This window comes from Streptococcus sp. UBA632 (assembly GCF_002300045.1).
In the GTDB taxonomy this organism is placed as follows: Bacteria; Bacillota; Bacilli; order Lactobacillales; family Streptococcaceae; genus Streptococcus; species Streptococcus alactolyticus.
Map to the genome: position 1 here is coordinate 17,519 of NZ_DBPA01000017.1, position 16,790 is coordinate 34,308.

The following is a 16,790-nucleotide window of genomic DNA, read 5'->3' on the forward strand; positions in this document are numbered from 1 at the left end:
AAGGAGTAACAAAATGGTCGAATTAAATCTTAACCACATTTACAAAAAATACCCAAATGCAAGCCACTATGCTGTTGAGGACTTCAACCTTGACATTAAAGATAAAGAATTTATCGTCTTCGTAGGACCTTCAGGTTGCGGGAAGTCAACAACGCTTCGTATGGTTGCAGGTCTTGAGGACATCACAGAAGGTGAACTTAAAATTGACGGCGAAGTGGTCAATGACAAAGCACCAAAAGATCGTGATATTGCCATGGTTTTCCAAAACTACGCCCTTTACCCACACATGAGCGTTTATGATAACATGGCCTTTGGTCTGAAATTAAGAAAATACAAAAAAGACGATATTGACAAACGTGTTCGTGAAGCTGCTCAAATCCTTGGTTTGACCGAGTTTCTTCAACGTAAACCAGCTGACTTGTCAGGTGGCCAACGCCAACGTGTTGCCATGGGACGTGCAATTGTCCGTGACGCCAAAGTATTCTTGATGGATGAGCCTTTGTCAAACTTGGATGCGAAATTGCGTGTGTCAATGCGTGCTGAAATCGCTAAAATTCACCGCCGTATCGGGGCAACAACTATCTACGTTACCCACGACCAAACCGAAGCCATGACACTGGCTGACCGCATCGTTATCATGAGTTCAACGAAAAACCCTGACGGTTCAGGAACTATTGGACGCGTGGAACAAATCGGAACCCCACAAGAACTCTACAACCGTCCAGCTAATAAATTTGTCGCTGGCTTTATCGGAAGCCCAGCCATGAACTTCTTTGAAGCAACTGTTGACGGTGATACGCTAGTGAGCGATGGTGGCTTCACTGTGAAATTGCCAGAAGGCCAAAAGAAATTGCTTGAAACCAAAGGATACAATGGCAAACGCGTTATCTTTGGTATTCGTCCAGAAGACGTATCAAATAACCCATTGGCACGTGAAACTTACCCTGGCGCAACGCTTTCAGCTGAAGTGACCGTATCAGAGTTGCTTGGTTCAGAAACCATGCTTTACGTTCGTTCAGGTGGTGTTGAATTGGTAGCACGTACCGATGCGCGTGATGTTTACCAACCAGGTTCAAAAGTGGAATTGACATTGAATGTTGCCAAAGGTCACTTCTTTGACTCAGAAACGGAGGTAGCTATTCGCTAATTTAACGCTATCCAAAACAGAACTCTTCTAGAATACAACCCAAAAAGCCTTACGTCTAACAGCGGAGGGCTTTTTTGGGTTTTCATCATAAAATAAAGTTACTTACCAAATGATAAGTAACTTTTTATTGTCTAAACTTATTCGTCAGCGACCATGATATCAGTTAATTGACCAAATTTTTCTTTAGCATCTTCAGAAATATTAGAATCAGTGACCAGGTGATCGATTTTGCTAACATTGTAGAAATCATAAAAATCGTATTTATTGAATTTTTCATGGTCGACGAGAAGGAATTTTTCAAAGGCATTATCAAGAGCAATGCGTTGAATTTCTCCTTCATTTTCGCTGTAAGTGGCTACAGAATCCCCAAAGACACCATTGGCACTGACAAATGCTTTTGAGAATTTGAGATTTTGCAAGTAGTTAGCAGTCAGTGAGCCGACAAAGGCACCTGTAATATCACGATATTCACCGCCGGTTAAGATTAAATCGGTGCTTTTATTTTGATTTAAAATAGTGAATACTGGCAAACTATTTGTCACGACACGGATGTTTTTGGCAATAAGTTCGTGAGCAAAATGTTCCAGCGTTGTTCCAGGACCGATGAAAACTGTTTCGCCATCTTGGATGAATTGACTTGCAAATTTTGCAATAGCGCGTTTTTCTTCAATTTGTAGTTCTTGTTTTTCAGTGTTTGATTTTTCGTATTTAGGTTTTACTTTTGGTGTATCGATACTTTGGGCGCCACCATGGATACGAATCAACAAACCTTCTTTATCGAGTTCGTCAAGGTCACGACGAACAGTCATATCTGAAACACCAAGTTCTTTAATGATGTCGTTAACAGTAATAACACCTTTTACGTTGATTTTCTCAAGAATCCACTGGAGGCGTTCTTTTTTTAACATACTAAACTCCTTTTTTTTTATTTCTCCTTGTCATTATCATAGCACAATTAAATTACTAACTCAACAAATAAGAAAAAAAGAAACAATTCGAAACATTGTCGTCATAAAGGTAACAATTACTGAAAATAAAGGATTTCTATGACGTTGTTTTCAATGAAGAAAACAAAAATCAACAAACATTTTTGAAAAACACTAAACAAATATGTTGACAAATGTTTGTTTTAGTTTTATTATATAAACATAAAAAAACGTTTTTAAAAAATTATCTAGATAAAAGAAAAATTTTGAGGTGTTAAAATGACAGTTATTCTTGGTTCAGATGCTGCAGGTAAAACTTTGAAAAATATTATCAAAGATTACTTGCTTGAAAATAATTATGATGTTAAAGACGTCACAGAGGTTAATAAAGATTTCGTTGATAACACGCTTGCTGTTGCGGCTGGTGTCAACGAATCAGATGAAAATTTAGGTATTATGATTGATGCCTATGGTGCAGGTAGCTTTATGACAGCAACTAAAATCAAAGGTATGATTTGTGCGGAAGTTTCAGATGAACGCTCTGCTTATATGACACGTGCTCACAATAATGCTCGCATGATTACTATGGGTTCTGAAATTGTCGGAGTTACTTTGGCGAAAAATATTGTTAAAGGATTTTTGGAAGGTCACTATGATGGTGGTCGTCACCAAATCCGTGTCGATATGCTAAATAAAATGTGCTAGGAGCGAGGAAGATAAAATGAAAATTGCAATTGGATGTGACCATATCGTAACAACAGAAAAAATGGCAGTGTCAGATTTCTTGAAATCAAAAGGTTACGAAGTAATTGACTGTGGGACTTATGACCACACACGTACGCATTACCCAATTTTTGGTAAAAAAGTCGGTGAAGCGGTGACAAGCGGTAAAGCAGATTTAGGTGTTTGTATCTGTGGAACAGGTGTTGGAATCAACAACTCTGTCAACAAAGTTCCAGGCATTCGTTCTGCTTTGGTTCGTGATATGACAACAGCGATTTACGCTAAAGAAGAATTAAATGCTAATGTCATTGGTTTTGGTGGCAAAATCACAGGTGAATTACTCATGTGCGATATTATTGAAGCCTTTATTAAAGCTGAATACAAACCAACAGCAGAAAATAAAGCTTTGATTGAAAAAATTGCACAAGTCGAAACGGTTAATGAGGACCAAACATCACTAGATTTCTTTGATGAATTTCTTGAAAAATGGGACCGTGGCGAATATCACGACTAGGAGAAAATCAGATGATTCTTACAGTAACACTGAATCCGTCAATTGATATTTCTTATCCGCTTGATGAACTAACTTTGGATACGGTCAATCGTGTTTCTGAGGTTAAGAAAACAGCAGGTGGTAAGGGTTTGAACGTCACACGTGTGCTATCAGAAATTGGTGACAATGTGACTGCGACAGGCTTTATCGGTGGAAAGCTCGGTGACTTTTTAACCAGTAGGCTTGATCAAAATGGTATTCAACATCGTTTCTTTCCGATTCATGGGGAAACCCGCAATTGCATTGCGATTTTACATGAAGGTTTGCAGACAGAAGTTTTGGAAGCAGGTCCGATGATTGACCGAGATGAGGCAGATGGTTTTCTTAATCATTTTCGTTACCTTTGCCCGTCTTATGAAGTCATCACGATTTCAGGAAGCCTTCCAGCGGGGCTTGAAAGCGATTATTATCAAAAAGTCATTGGCCTTGCTAATTCGCAAGGCAAAAAAGTGGTGCTAGATTGTTCTGGTAAGGCTCTGGAAGCTGTTTTAACAGGTGATGACAAACCGTTTGTTATCAAGCCAAATACAGAAGAATTATCACAACTTGTTGGAAGAGAAGTGAGCGATGATGTGGAGGAGTTAAAAGAAATCTTGCAAGATGATTTGTTTGCAGGGATTGATTGGGTGGTCGTTTCACTAGGCAGCAAAGGAGCTTTTGCGAAACACGGTGACCACTATTACCGCGTTACCATTCCAAAAATTGATGTCGTCAATCCTGTTGGTTCTGGTGATTCAACGGTGGCTGGTATTGCGTCAGCAATTATCCATAACCTTTCCGACAAAGACTTCTTACGTCATGCGAATGCCCTTGGTATGCTAAACGCTCAAGAAAAAGTGACAGGTCATGTCAATATGACAAATTACGAAAACTTATTTAATCAAATTCAGGTAGAAGAGGTATAAGAAAAATGGTATTAACACAAGAAAAACGCAGATTACTTGAGAAGCTTAGTCGTGATGGCGTGATTTCTGCTTTGGCATTTGACCAACGTGGAGCACTTAAACGCATGATGGCGAAATATCAAACAGAAGAACCAACAGTTGAACAAATCGAACAATTGAAAGCCTTAGTTTCAGAAGAATTGACACCGTATGCGTCATCTATTCTTCTTGACCCTGAGTATGGTTTGCCAGCAAGTAAGGTTCGTAATGCGAATACTGGACTTTTGCTTGCTTATGAAAAAACAGGTTATGATGCGACAACGACTAGCCGCTTGCCAGATTGCTTGGTCGAATGGTCTGCTAAACGTCTTAAAGAAGAAGGAGCTGATGCAGTGAAATTCTTGCTTTATTATGATGTTGATGGTGATGAATACGTTAATCTTCAAAAACAAGCTTATATCGAACGCATTGGTGCCGAATGTAAAGCTGAAGATATACCATTCTTCCTTGAGATTTTGACTTATGATGAAAACATCACTGACAATACAAGCGCAGCATTTGCCAAAGTAAAACCTCACAAAGTTAACGAAGCCATGAAAGTTTTTTCTGACGACCGCTTTGGTATTGATGTGCTCAAGGTTGAAGTCCCTGTCAACATGAAATATGTTGAAGGTTTTGCGGGCGGTGAAGTGGTTTACACTAAAGAAGAAGCTGCTAAAGCTTTCAAAGACCAAGAAGCAGCAAGTCATTTACCATATATCTATCTTAGCGCAGGTGTTTCAGCAAAGTTTTTCCAAGAAACGTTGGTATTTGCGGCTGAATCAGGTGCTAAATTCAATGGTGTCCTTTGCGGACGTGCTACTTGGGCTGGCTCTGTACAAGTGTATATCGAAGAAGGCGAGGCCGCAGCGCGTGAATGGCTAAGAACACAAGGACGCAAGAATATCGAAGAACTCAACGCAGTCCTTATCAAAACAGCCAGCTCATGGAGTGAGAAAGTTGTAGAACCAGCACTTGCCTAATCTAACTCACTAAAACTTCTTTTATTATTTTGTTTTTACGCGTGATGAGAATGGCAGTTATGAGGCTGTTCATTCTCATTTTATTTAGGAGAAAGTAATGGTTATTGAATTAAAAAATGATTTCTTAACAGTTCAATTTAAGGAATTTGGTGGCGCTTTGTCATCCATAAAAGATAAAGACGGCGTCGAATATTTGTGGCAAGGAAATCCAGAGTATTGGAGTTCACAAGCACCAGTATTATTTCCGATTTGTGGGAGCTTACGTGATGATGAAGCTATTTATCGTCCTAGTAGCCGTCCCCATTTTACAGGTGTGATACCGCGACATGGTTTGGTGCGTAAGAAGACTTTTACTTATGAACCATTATCTGAAAATAGCCTTGTTTTTTCAATCACCCCTGATGCGGAAATGTTGGCAAATTATCCTTATGATTTTGAGTTGAAAATCATTTACACTTTGATTGGAAAGACGATTAAAACAAGTTACCAAGTGACAAATCGCGAGACGGAAAAGGTCATGCCTTACTTTATTGGTGGGCACCCTGGGTTTAATTGCCCATTGCTTGCTGATGAGTGTTATGAAGATTATTATCTCGAATTTGAAAAAGAGGAAACTTGTACTGTTCCAGAATCTTTTCCAGAAACAGGGCTTCTTGATGTGAATAAGCGTACGCCATTTTTAGAAAAGCAAAATATTCTAAATTTGGATTATGCTTTGTTTGCCAAAGATGCCATTACTTTGGATAAATTAGCTTCACGCAGCGTTTCTTTGAAATCTCATAAACACGATAAAGGATTGCGTTTGGATTTTGAAGATTTTCCAAATTTGATTTTATGGTCAACCGTCAATAAGAGTCCTTTTATTGCTCTAGAGCCGTGGAGCGGCTTGTCAACGTCGCTTGATGAAAGTGATATTTTAGAAGATAAATGTCAAGTAACTTTTGTAGCGAGTGGGGAAACGAGTAAAAAATCCTTTGATATTACGATTTTTTGAATTTGTTTAAAATAAACAAAAAAAACCAAAAAACACAAAGAAAGGGTTTACAAAGTTAAAATTATGTATTATATTATAATCGTAGAAATTAATAGAGTGGATTGTAACTAAGACATTAGGCAAGACAGCAAATGACCTAGAAGGGAGGATTCTAGTTTGTTTGTGGTTTTTTTATCTAGAAACCACGTGAGGAGAGTAGAATGTTTCGGATTGTACAAGCGCTCAACAATAATGTCGCTCTGGTAAAAAATGAGCAGGATGACCAAGCCGTTGTCATGGGGCTAGGGATAGTCTTTCAAAAGAAAAAAGGTGATTTAATCACTCCAAGCAAAGTCGAGAAAGTTTTCCTTTTGAAAACAGAGGAATCCAAAGAAAACTTTTTAACCCTTTTGAAAAATATTCCGCTTGATATTCTAACGGTGACTTATAACATGATTGATGATTTGGTAGCCAAATATCATTTTCCTGTTCAGGAATACCTATATGTAAGCCTTACCGACCACGTTTATTTGGTATATCAAAAGCTTTTAAAGGGAGCTTATCAGGATAGTCATTTACCAGATATTTCAGCGGCGTATGTTACTGAGTTTCAAATGGCGCAAGAAGCTGTTGCTATTTTAAGTCAAAAGTTGTCAGTAACTTTTCCAGATGATGAAGTCGGACGAATGGCTCTGCATTTCATTAATGCCAAAGGTGATTACGAAGTTTCTGATAATAACAAAGAGGATGCAACTAAAAAAGTGATAGCTTTGAATGGGATGGTTATACCGAAAGTCCATCATCTTGGAATGTTTGGAAAAATGGCCAAATTTCTGGGATTAAGACCGAAGTTTATGATAATACGCGTTATAAACTCAGCTTCTGGTCAGACAAAGCATATGAAAGTTCTATCTATCAAACAGTAGGAAATCTCAGCTCAGGTACTTACAAATTAAGCATCGATGCTATGGGTGGTACAAGTCTTGAAAATGCAGAACTTTATATCAAAAACTACGGTGGCAACGAACAAAAAATCTCTCTCAAAGATTCAAATACTTGGAAAACCTATACCATTGACAACATTCAAATCACAAACGGACAGTGTGAAGTTGGCGCTTACGTCAAATCATCTGCCAACAAATGGTTAAACATTGATAACGTCCGACTTGTTAAAGTTGATTAAGAAAAACTCCCCCAAGAACTTAGTTCTAGGGGAGATTTCTGTTTTATTTTTTCAGCGCTCTTCGGTAATGGCTTGGGCTTTGTCCGAAATGTTTTTTGAAAGCCTTGCTGAAGGCGAGAGCGTCTGGAAAGCCTACAGCGTTTGCGATTTCTGATATGTGAAAAGTCGTGCTGGTAAGCAAATCAGCACTTTTTTTCATGCGGATTTGAATGAGATAATCCTTGAGAGAATAATCTGTTTCTTCTTTGAAAATCTTGTACAAGTAGGAGCGATTTAGATTGAGCTTTTTTGCAATCTCACTGATTTTTAATGGATTTCCATATTGTGTGTGAATGATTTTTTTAGCTTGCTTGATGTAATTTTGAATCAAAATACTGCTATCAGACATTGCTTTGCTTGGAAATTCTTCTATTAAAAATGCTAGCAATTTGTAAAGTTCAGCAATCAGCTGAAGCTCTGTAATGTCATCGAGTTTTTGATCACGGAATTGTGTTAATTTGACTAGCTGATCGAGGATTTTAGAGTTGAGCGTTGAATGACAAAAATAGTGTTCAAGAAGTTGTGTTTTATTTAAGATGCTTTCAGCTTTTGAGCCACTAAATCCAACCCAAAGATAAGTCCAAGGGTGCTTGCTATCAGATTGGTAGAAGGTCACTTTTCCTTTTGGCAAAATGAACATATCACCTGTTTTAAGTTCGGTCGTTGTGCCATCAATTTTGAAAGTTCCCTTGCCATCAACAATGAAATGAAGGACGTAGTTATCCCTAACAGTAGGTCCAAAAGAGTAGTTTTTATCACAAATCTCGGCACCATAATGGTCGACGTTCAGGTCAAAATTATTCATGTCAAATTCGTTGTAGGTATTTAGAACATTCAAAGTATCAACTCCTTTATAAACAACATTTTACCATATTTGCCCAACATGATACAATTAAAGAGGTAACTAAATGATGGTAAAATTTTAGTAAACAAAGGGAGGAATTATCATGGGAATTCGCATCGAAGGGAATCTTTTTTACATTCAAAGTAAAGAGATGTCAATGATTATCGAAAATAAAGAAGGGGATTTGCTTCTTCGTCATATTGGAGGTAAAATCGCCAAATATCACGGCTCAAATGCTATTTTGGAGAAGGACCACGCTTTTTCAGGAAATCCAACTCCAGATAACCGCACCTTTAGTTATGATACACAACGCCAAGTTTTTGGCGTTCATGGATTCGGAGATTTCCGACAACCATCTCTAAAAATAGCACACGCTAATAACGAATTGACACAATTTAAGTTAACATCTAGTGAGATTTTAAATGGTGCAAAAGAAGCAACAGGATTACCTAATCCACATTCAACAGAAGATGCCGAAACTTTAGTTTTGACACTTGAAGACAAAGTCGCTGCGCTAGAATTAAAACTATACTACACTGCTTATGCTGATTGCAGCACTATTTCAACTCATGCTGAGGTTCGAAATTTATCAGATAAAGCAGTTGTTATCAATCGTGCTTTGTCAACCATGCTTGATGTGCCAGCTTCTGATTATGATGTGGTGACATTGCAAGGTGCTTATGCGCGTGAAAAAACGGTTCGTCGTCAAAAAGTTGAACAAGGTATTTTCACAGTTGCTTCAAATCGTGGTGCTTCAGGTCATTCACATACACCTGCTATGATTTTATGTGAGCATACAGCAACAGAAGATGCTGGTCAGGCTTTAGCTCTTCAACTGCTTTACAGCGGTAATTTCCAAGCTTTTGTCCAAAAAAATCAATTGAACGAAGTTCGTTTAGGTATCGGAATCAACGATGATAATTTTGCTTGGCAACTATCAGCTGGCGATAGCTTTGAAACACCAGTGGTTTTGATGACCTTTTCAAATCAAGGTCTTGGAAAACTTACTCAAGAAAGTCAATTGTTCATTCAAGATCACATCATGCCAAAACAATTTGCACATGCTGAACGTCCAATTCTCATTAACAATTGGGAAGCGACTTATTTTAATTTCAAAAAAGAAAAATTGCTTGATTTAGCTGACGAAGCAAGCAAACTTGGTATCGAGCTTTTTGTTCTTGATGACGGTTGGTTTGGTAATCGATTTGATGATAATCGTGCGCTTGGTGACTGGGTTGTCAACGAAGAAAAACTCGGTGGACCTCTGAATGACTTGATTGCTGAGGTGCATGCCAAAGGTTTGAAATTTGGTTTGTGGTTTGAACCAGAAATGATTTCTGTTGATAGTGACCTTTATCGTGCGCATCCAGATTGGGCTATTCAAGCTGAAGGTCGTGGTCATACTTATTCTCGTAATCAATTGGTGCTCAACCTTGCAAATCCTGATGTCGTAGCCTACATCAAGGCAGCTATTGATAAGATTTTGACAGAAAATACTATTGATTATGTTAAATGGGATTATAACCGTAACATCACAAATATCGGAAATGGTGATACTTATCTTGCGACCCAAATGCAATCTCATGCTTACATGCTAGGTTTGTATGATTTGGTGTCTTATTTGACAGAAAAGCATAGTAACATTCTCTTTGAATCTTGCTCAGGTGGCGGTGGTCGAAATGACCTTGGTATGCTGCGCTATTTCCCACAAGTTTGGGCTAGTGACAATACTGATGCCATTTCACGTTTGCCAATTCAATACGGCTCGAGTTACCTTCACCCAACCATTTCAATGGGCTCTCACGTATCAGCAAGTCCTAATCACCAAATGGGACGCACAACACCGATTGAAACTCGCGGTAATGTTGCCATGATGGGAAATCTTGGCTATGAACTTGATTTGACCAGCTTGCCACAAGCTGAAAAAGATGTAATTACTGCTCAAGTTGCTCACTACAAAGACATTCGTCCAGTGATTCAATTTGGTAAGCAATATCGCTTGATTAATCCAGAAGAAGGGTCAAATGAAGCAGCGGTTCAATTTGTTTATGAAGATAAGGTAGTTGTCACTTATGTTCGCACACTTTCAACCATTGAAATCATTGAAACAACACTTAAGTTGAAAGGATTGGAAGAAGAGGCAACTTACCAACTACAAGGGATAGATCAAGTCTTCTCAGGGGCAGAGCTCATGTATGCGGGCCTCACAACGATTCTCCCACAAGGTGATTACCTCAGTAAACAATACTATTTCGTGAAACAATAAGGAGGTTTTCCATGAAATGGCCTAAACGATTAATAGTGACTGGAGTGGCAATGTTGACAGCGGCAGCTGCTTTGACATTGACAGCTTGTTCAAAAAACAGTGATTCCTCTAATGATGGCAAGGTAACTATCGAATATTTCAACCAAAAAACAGAAATGGTTGATACGCTAAAAGAAATCATTAAGGATTTTGAAAAAGAAAATCCAAAGATCCATGTTAAAATGACCAGTGTGCCAAGTGCTGGTACCGTCCTAAAAACACGTATGCTTGCAGGCGATGCTCCAGATGTCATTAACATTTACCCTCAGAACGTTGATTTTAAAGAGTGGGCAAAAGCAGGTTACTTTGAGAATATGACTGGAAAATCATACCTTGAAAACATCAAAAATCATTACGAAAAAAATTATGCTGTCAACGGCAAAATTTATAGCGTCCCGCTATCAGCCAACGTTTCAGGGATTTATTTTAACAAGACAAAATTTGAAGAATTAGGCCTCAAAGTTCCAGAAACGTGGGATGAATTTGAAACACTTGTTAAACAAATTAAAACTGACGGTGAAACACCATTTGCGCTCGCTGGCAGTGAAGGTTGGACTTTAAATGGTTATCACCAATTAGCCTATATCAGTGTGACTGGCAGTGGTGATAAGGCAAATGATTATCTTCGTTTTTCTCCTGTTAATTCTATTTCAACTTCAGATAGTGAGGTTAAAGGGGTGCTAACGCGTCTAGATTTGCTTGCTGATAAGGGTAATCAACAAACTAACTGGCAAGGTGCTTCCTACAATGATTCTGTAGTGGCGTTTGCAACTGGAAAAGCCTTGATGATGCCTGGTGGTTCATGGGCTTTAGCTGCCATCGAGCAACAAAATCCAGATTTTGAAGTATCAACATTTGCATTTCCTGGTGAAAAAGCTGGTCAGGAAGTAACTGTCGGTGCAGGTGATTTGGCCTTATCTATCTCATCATCAACTAAGCATAAAAAAGAATGTGAAGCATTCATTTCTTATATGGCTTCAGCTAAAGCAATGCAAAAATATTATGACGTCGATGGCTCACCAGTATCTGTAAATGGTGTGGTTGAAGACGAGAACTCTCCCCTTGCTCCGCTTTATCAATTAGCTTTTACAGATAAGCACTATGTTTGGCTTGGTGAAAATTGGACAAGCGAAGAAGACTTCTTTAGTTTGACAGCCAATTATTTGATGAGCAAAGATGCTAAGCAATATACAGATGAATTAAATGCCTTTTTCAATCCGATGAAAGCCGATGTGACGAAGTAGGAGGAAACTAGAATGCGAAAATTTTTAAATAAATATTGGGGCTGGGTGTTCTTGATTGTTCCCTTGATTTTACAAGCAATTTTCTTCTATTTCCCAATGATTCAAGGTGCTTTCTACAGTTTTACAAACTGGACTGGATTGACTTACAATTTTGATTTTGTTGGTGTCAACAATTATAAAATCTTGCTAACGGATACCAAATTCTTTAAAGCTCTTGGCTTTACTTTGATTTTGACCATTGCATTAATTATCGGTGAAATTGTGATTGGTATCTGGGTGGCGCGTGCTTTGAATGCTAAAATCAAAGGTCAAACGTTCTTTAGAGCTTGGTTCTTTTTCCCAGCTGTTTTGTCAGGGTTGACAGTGTCTTTGATTTTTAAACAGGTTTTTAACTATGGTTTGCCTGCTATCGGTGAAGCTTTGAACATTGAATTTTTGAAAACAAGTCTTTTAGGAACAACTGGCGGTGCTGTTTTTGCAGCAATCTTTGTTATGTTGTGGCAAGGTGTTGCCATGCCGATTATTCTCTTCCTATCTGGTCTTCAAACCATTCCAAGTGAGATTACAGAAGCGGCCGCAATCGATGGCGCAAACAGCAAACAAACGTTCTGGAACATTGAATTACCATATCTGTTACCAAGTATTTCTATGGTCTTTATCATGGCACTAAAAGGTGGCTTAACAGCTTTTGACCAAATCTTTGCTTTGACTGGTGGTGGACCAAGTAATTCAACAACATCAATCGGACTTTTGGTTTACAATTATGCCTTTTCAAGTAACCAATACGGTTATGCTAACGCAATTGCCTTGATTCTTTTTGCCATCATTGTTCTTGTTTCAGTGTTGCAACTTAAATTATCAAGTCGTTTTGAAGTATAGGAGTGAGAGATGAAAAAAGAAGAACGTTATAATACTTTTTGGAAATATGTGCTCTTAATTGCGGGTTCAATTCTGATTTTGATTCCTTTATTAGCAACTGTCTTTAGTTCGTTTAAGACAACTAAGGATATCATGCAACATTTCTTTGCTTTTCCAAATCCTGTCACTCTAAGCAACTACACACGCTTGCTTGCTGATGGCATCGGACATTATTTCTTAAATTCAACGATTATCACCGTTGTATCAGTGATTTTGGTGACTTTATTTATTCCTGCGGCTGCTTATTCAATTGCTCGTAATATGAGCAAAAAACGTGCTTTCAATATCATGTACAGTTTGTTGATTTTGGGAATTTTTGTGCCATTTCAAGTTATCATGATTCCAATCACAGTAATGATGAGTCGACTTGGCTTGACTAATATTTGGGGTTTGATTATCTTGTACTTAACATATGCTGTACCACAAACCTTATTCTTGTATGTCGGATACATCAAGTTAAGTGTTCCTGACAGTTTGGATGAAGCAGCTGAGATTGATGGTGCTGATAAATTCACAACTTATCGCAAAATCGTCTTTCCAATGTTAAAACCAATGCACGCTACAACTTTGATTATCAATGCACTTTGGTTTTGGAATGACTTCATGCTTCCACTCTTGATGCTGAATAAATCATCAGACTCTTGGTCATTGCCACTTTTTCAATACAACTACACAGGACAATACCTCAGCGACTACGGACCAAGCTTTGCATCATACGTCGTTGGTATTATTACTATCACAATCGTTTACCTCATTTTCCAAAAACATATCATTTCAGGAATGAGCAACGGCGCAGTGAAATAAGGAGTCGACGCAGTGTCATTAAGACACAAGGAGGCTCATCTTTTTCACCCAGCCCGTAGCCCGAGTTCAACTTTTGCTGGGTGCTAAAATCCAAAAGGGTAAAGGAGTAACTATGACAATACAAAATAAAACAATGCTTATTACTTACTCAGATAGTCTGGGAAAGAATTTGAAAGAATTAAATGAAAATCTTGGCAAGTATTTTGGAGAAGCTGTCGGCGGGGTTCATCTTTTGCCATTTTTCCCGTCAACAGGTGACCGTGGTTTTGCGCCAGTCGATTATGATGAGGTTGATGCTGCATTTGGGGATTGGGATGACGTGAAGGCATTGGGTGAGAAGTATTATCTCATGTTTGATTTCATGATTAACCATATTTCTCGTCAATCAAAATATTACAAAGATTATCAAGAAAAGCACGAAGCTAGTGCTTACAAGGATATGTTTCTTAACTGGGATAAATTTTGGTCAGAAAATCGTCCGACACAAGCTGATGTGGATTTGATTTACAAGCGTAAAGACCGCGCACCAAAACAAGAAATTCACTTTGCGGACGGTTCAGTTGAGCATCTCTGGAACACATTTGGTGAAGAGCAGATTGACCTTGATGTGACAAAAGACGTGACCATGGATTTCATTCGAAAGACCATCGCGCATTTAGCTGAAAATGGTTGCGACCTTATTCGATTAGATGCTTTTGCTTATGCAGTTAAAAAATTAGATACTAATGATTTCTTTGTAGAACCAGAAATCTGGGAATTGCTTGATAAAGTCCGTAGCATTGCTGCGGAATCTGGTACAGAGTTACTTCCAGAAATTCACGAGCATTATTCGATTCAGTTTAAAATCGCTGAGCACGATTACTATGTTTATGATTTTGCCCTTCCGATGGTGGTTCTTTATAGCCTTTACAGCGGAAATGTTAATCGTTTGGCGAAATGGCTTAAAATGTCTCCAATGAAACAATTTACGACACTTGATACGCACGATGGTATTGGAGTTGTTGATGTCAAAGATATCTTGACGGATGAGGAAATTGATTACACGTCAAATGAACTTTATAAAGTAGGTGCCAACGTCAACCGAAAATATTCAACAGCCGAGTATAATAATCTTGATATCTACCAAATCAATTCAACTTACTATTCTGCGCTTGGGGATGATGACAAGAAATATTTCTTAGCTCGTTTGATTCAAGCTTTCGCGCCAGGCATTCCACAAGTGTATTATGTTGGCTTTTTAGCTGGTAAAAATGATCTTGAATTGTTAGAAAAAACAAAAGAAGGTCGCAATATTAATCGTCATTATTATAGCAGTAGCGAAATTGCAGAAGAAGTCAAACGTCCAGTTGTTCAATCTTTGCTAAAATTATTTACTTTCCGTAATCAATCGGCTGCTTTTGACCTGGATGGCAGTATTGAAGTTGATGAACTTGATAGTCACACAATTCTTATTACACGCCGTAATCAAGGCAGTAGTGTTGTCGCACAAGCAAAGATTAATCTAAAAGATTTGACTTATCATATCACAGAAAACGGTCAAGAAATTACCTTTCTATAAAGCTAAAAGCAAGGGATTATCCTTGCTTTTCTCTGCATCTAGGTTTGAGTAATGCAAACGATTGCGTGAAACAAAAGAAAAAGCTAAAATAGAGACAAAGAATTCTAAAATGAGGTGCGTTATGGAAAAACATTGGTGGCACAAAGCAACGATTTATCAAATTTATCCAAAATCTTTTAAGGACTCAAACGGTGATGGAGTTGGTGATTTAAAAGGAATTATCAGTAAGCTTGATTACCTGCAAAAGCTCGGAATTACAGCGATCTGGCTCTCTCCAGTTTACCAGTCTCCAATGGATGATAATGGCTATGACATTTCAAATTATGAGGCGATTGCTGATATTTTTGGCGATATGTCTGATATGGAAGAATTGCTAGAAGAGGCAAAAGCGCGTGGTATCCGCATCATTATGGACTTAGTGGTTAATCACACGTCAGATGAGCACGCTTGGTTTGTTGAAGCGCATGAAAATCCTGATAGTAAGTATCGTGATTTTTACATTTGGCGTGATAAACCTAATGAGCTCGATTCTATTTTTGGTGGCTCTGCTTGGGAATATGATCGCAAAACTGGGCAATATTATTTGCACTTTTTCAGCAAGAAACAACCTGATTTGAATTGGGAAAATCCGCTGTTACGCCAGTCTGTTTATGATATGATGAATCGCTGGATTGACAAAGGTATTTCTGGTTTTCGTATGGACGTGATTGACATGATTGGGAAGATTCCTGACCGCTTAATCTCAAATAATGGTCCAAAATTGCACGACTACCTTAAAGAAATGCACCAAAAAACTTTAGCCGGAAAAGATTTGTTAACGGTTGGTGAAACTTGGGGAGCAACTCCGGAAATTGCTAAGAAGTATTCATCGCCAGCTGAGAAAGAATTGTCCATGGTCTTTCAATTTGAGCATATCGGTCTTCAACACAAGCCAAACGCTTCAAAATGGGAATACGAAAAAGAGCTAAATGTTCCTGCTCTCAAAGCTATTTTCAACAAATGGCAGACAGAACTGGAACTTGGTCAAGGCTGGAATTCCCTTTTCTGGGACAATCATGATTTGCCGCGCGTGCTTTCTATCTGGGGTGACACTGACGATTATCGTGAAAAATCAGCCAAGGCGCTAGCCATTTCCTTACACTTGATGCGAGGAACGCCTTACATCTACCAAGGAGAAGAAATCGGCATGACTAACTATCCTTTCAAAGATTTGGGAGAAATTGATGATATCGAGTCACTAAATTTTGCCAAAGAAGCCCTTGAAAATGATAAGACACCAGAAGAAGTCATGGATAGCATTCGCATGATTGGACGTGACAATGCTAGAACACCGATGCAATGGGATAATGGCAAGAATGCAGGATTTTCAACAGCTGATAAAACTTGGTTACCAGTTAATCCCAATTACACAGAAATTAATGTATAAGCAGCTCTAGACAATCCAGATTCTATTTTCTACACTTACCAAAAACTCATCAAACTTCGCAAAGAAAACGATTGGTTGATTGATGCGGATTTTGAACTTTTGGATACAGAAGATAAGGTTTTTGCTTATCTTAGAAAAACAGCAGATGAAACTTATTTAGTAGTCGCAAACTTATCAAATCAAGTCCAAGCCTTTGAAACAACTCTTTCTTATCAAGAAACTATCATCAGTAACACCTCAG

General features: G+C 38.3%; 14 protein-coding genes and 2 pseudogenes. 14 read left to right on the plus strand and 2 right to left on the minus strand.

Going from position 1 to position 16,790, the window contains the following annotated elements:
• Nucleotides 1-13: 13 nt before the first annotated feature.
• Nucleotides 14-1,147: an ABC transporter ATP-binding protein gene (locus B3473_RS01805; RefSeq protein WP_154454121.1), complete on the plus strand. Its 1,134-nt coding sequence runs from the start codon at nucleotides 14-16 to the stop codon at nucleotides 1,145-1,147.
• Nucleotides 1,148-1,284: 137 nt separating this feature from the next.
• On the opposite strand, the gene B3473_RS01810 is transcribed toward B3473_RS01805, so the two are convergent.
• A complete protein-coding gene (locus tag B3473_RS01810) occupies nucleotides 1,285-2,055 on the minus strand; it encodes a DeoR/GlpR family DNA-binding transcription regulator (protein ID WP_154454120.1) in 771 nt (256 codons plus the stop codon).
• A gap of 297 nt (nucleotides 2,056-2,352) precedes the next feature.
• Here B3473_RS01810 and lacA point away from each other — a divergent pair, with 297 nt between their 5' ends.
• From lacA to B3473_RS01845, 7 genes and pseudogenes are all read left to right on the plus strand, one after another.
• The gene (lacA, locus tag B3473_RS01815) at nucleotides 2,353-2,778 is read left to right on the plus strand and encodes a galactose-6-phosphate isomerase subunit LacA (protein WP_154454119.1); all 426 of its coding nucleotides are present in this window, start codon (nucleotides 2,353-2,355) and stop codon (nucleotides 2,776-2,778) included.
• A 16-nt stretch (nucleotides 2,779-2,794) separates the two neighbouring features.
• Entirely contained in the window at nucleotides 2,795-3,310 is a 516-nt protein-coding gene (gene lacB / locus B3473_RS01820) for a galactose-6-phosphate isomerase subunit LacB (RefSeq protein ID WP_020916059.1), read from the plus strand.
• Nucleotides 3,311-3,321: 11 nt separating this feature from the next.
• Nucleotides 3,322-4,254 carry a tagatose-6-phosphate kinase gene (locus B3473_RS01825; RefSeq protein ID WP_154454118.1) on the plus strand — a complete coding sequence of 311 codons (933 nt, stop codon included), beginning with the start codon at nucleotides 3,322-3,324 and terminating at the stop codon, nucleotides 4,252-4,254.
• Between the two features lie 5 nt (nucleotides 4,255-4,259).
• Nucleotides 4,260-5,255, plus strand: coding sequence for a tagatose-bisphosphate aldolase (gene lacD / locus B3473_RS01830; RefSeq protein WP_154454117.1), 996 nt, complete (start codon nucleotides 4,260-4,262; stop codon nucleotides 5,253-5,255).
• Between the two features lie 97 nt (nucleotides 5,256-5,352).
• Nucleotides 5,353-6,249: an aldose 1-epimerase family protein gene (locus B3473_RS01835; protein ID WP_293651027.1), complete on the plus strand. Its 897-nt coding sequence runs from the start codon at nucleotides 5,353-5,355 to the stop codon at nucleotides 6,247-6,249.
• 200 nt (nucleotides 6,250-6,449) lie between these two features.
• Nucleotides 6,450-7,001, plus strand: a pseudogene (locus B3473_RS01840) (CAT RNA binding domain-containing protein); the annotation flags it as partial.
• Nucleotides 7,002-7,195: 194 nt separating this feature from the next.
• A complete protein-coding gene (locus B3473_RS01845) occupies nucleotides 7,196-7,411 on the plus strand; it encodes a hypothetical protein (RefSeq protein WP_235280689.1) in 216 nt (71 codons plus the stop codon).
• 43 nt (nucleotides 7,412-7,454) lie between these two features.
• Here the strand turns inward: B3473_RS01845 and B3473_RS01850 are convergent, their stop codons facing one another.
• A complete protein-coding gene (locus B3473_RS01850) occupies nucleotides 7,455-8,288 on the minus strand; it encodes an AraC family transcriptional regulator (RefSeq protein WP_216524745.1) in 834 nt (277 codons plus the stop codon).
• Nucleotides 8,289-8,397: 109 nt separating this feature from the next.
• Between B3473_RS01850 and B3473_RS01855 the strand changes: the two genes are divergently transcribed.
• The 6 genes and pseudogenes from B3473_RS01855 to dexB form a co-directional block, all read left to right on the plus strand.
• Nucleotides 8,398-10,560 (plus strand): alpha-galactosidase, encoded by a 2,163-nt coding sequence (locus B3473_RS01855; RefSeq protein ID WP_154454114.1) that lies wholly within the window; start codon nucleotides 8,398-8,400, stop codon nucleotides 10,558-10,560.
• 11 nt (nucleotides 10,561-10,571) lie between these two features.
• Complete coding sequence (locus B3473_RS01860) at nucleotides 10,572-11,843, plus strand: extracellular solute-binding protein (RefSeq protein WP_269725677.1); 1,272 nt, start codon at nucleotides 10,572-10,574, stop codon at nucleotides 11,841-11,843.
• 12 nt (nucleotides 11,844-11,855) lie between these two features.
• Nucleotides 11,856-12,722: a carbohydrate ABC transporter permease gene (locus B3473_RS01865; protein ID WP_154454112.1), complete on the plus strand. Its 867-nt coding sequence runs from the start codon at nucleotides 11,856-11,858 to the stop codon at nucleotides 12,720-12,722.
• A 9-nt stretch (nucleotides 12,723-12,731) separates the two neighbouring features.
• A complete protein-coding gene (locus B3473_RS01870; RefSeq protein WP_003063108.1) occupies nucleotides 12,732-13,565 on the plus strand; it encodes a carbohydrate ABC transporter permease in 834 nt (277 codons plus the stop codon).
• Between the two features lie 112 nt (nucleotides 13,566-13,677).
• Entirely contained in the window at nucleotides 13,678-15,123 is a 1,446-nt protein-coding gene (gene gtfA / locus B3473_RS01875; RefSeq protein WP_154454111.1) for a sucrose phosphorylase, read from the plus strand.
• Between the two features lie 121 nt (nucleotides 15,124-15,244).
• A pseudogene (gene dexB / locus B3473_RS01880) lies at nucleotides 15,245-16,790 on the plus strand (glucan 1,6-alpha-glucosidase DexB); the annotation flags it as partial.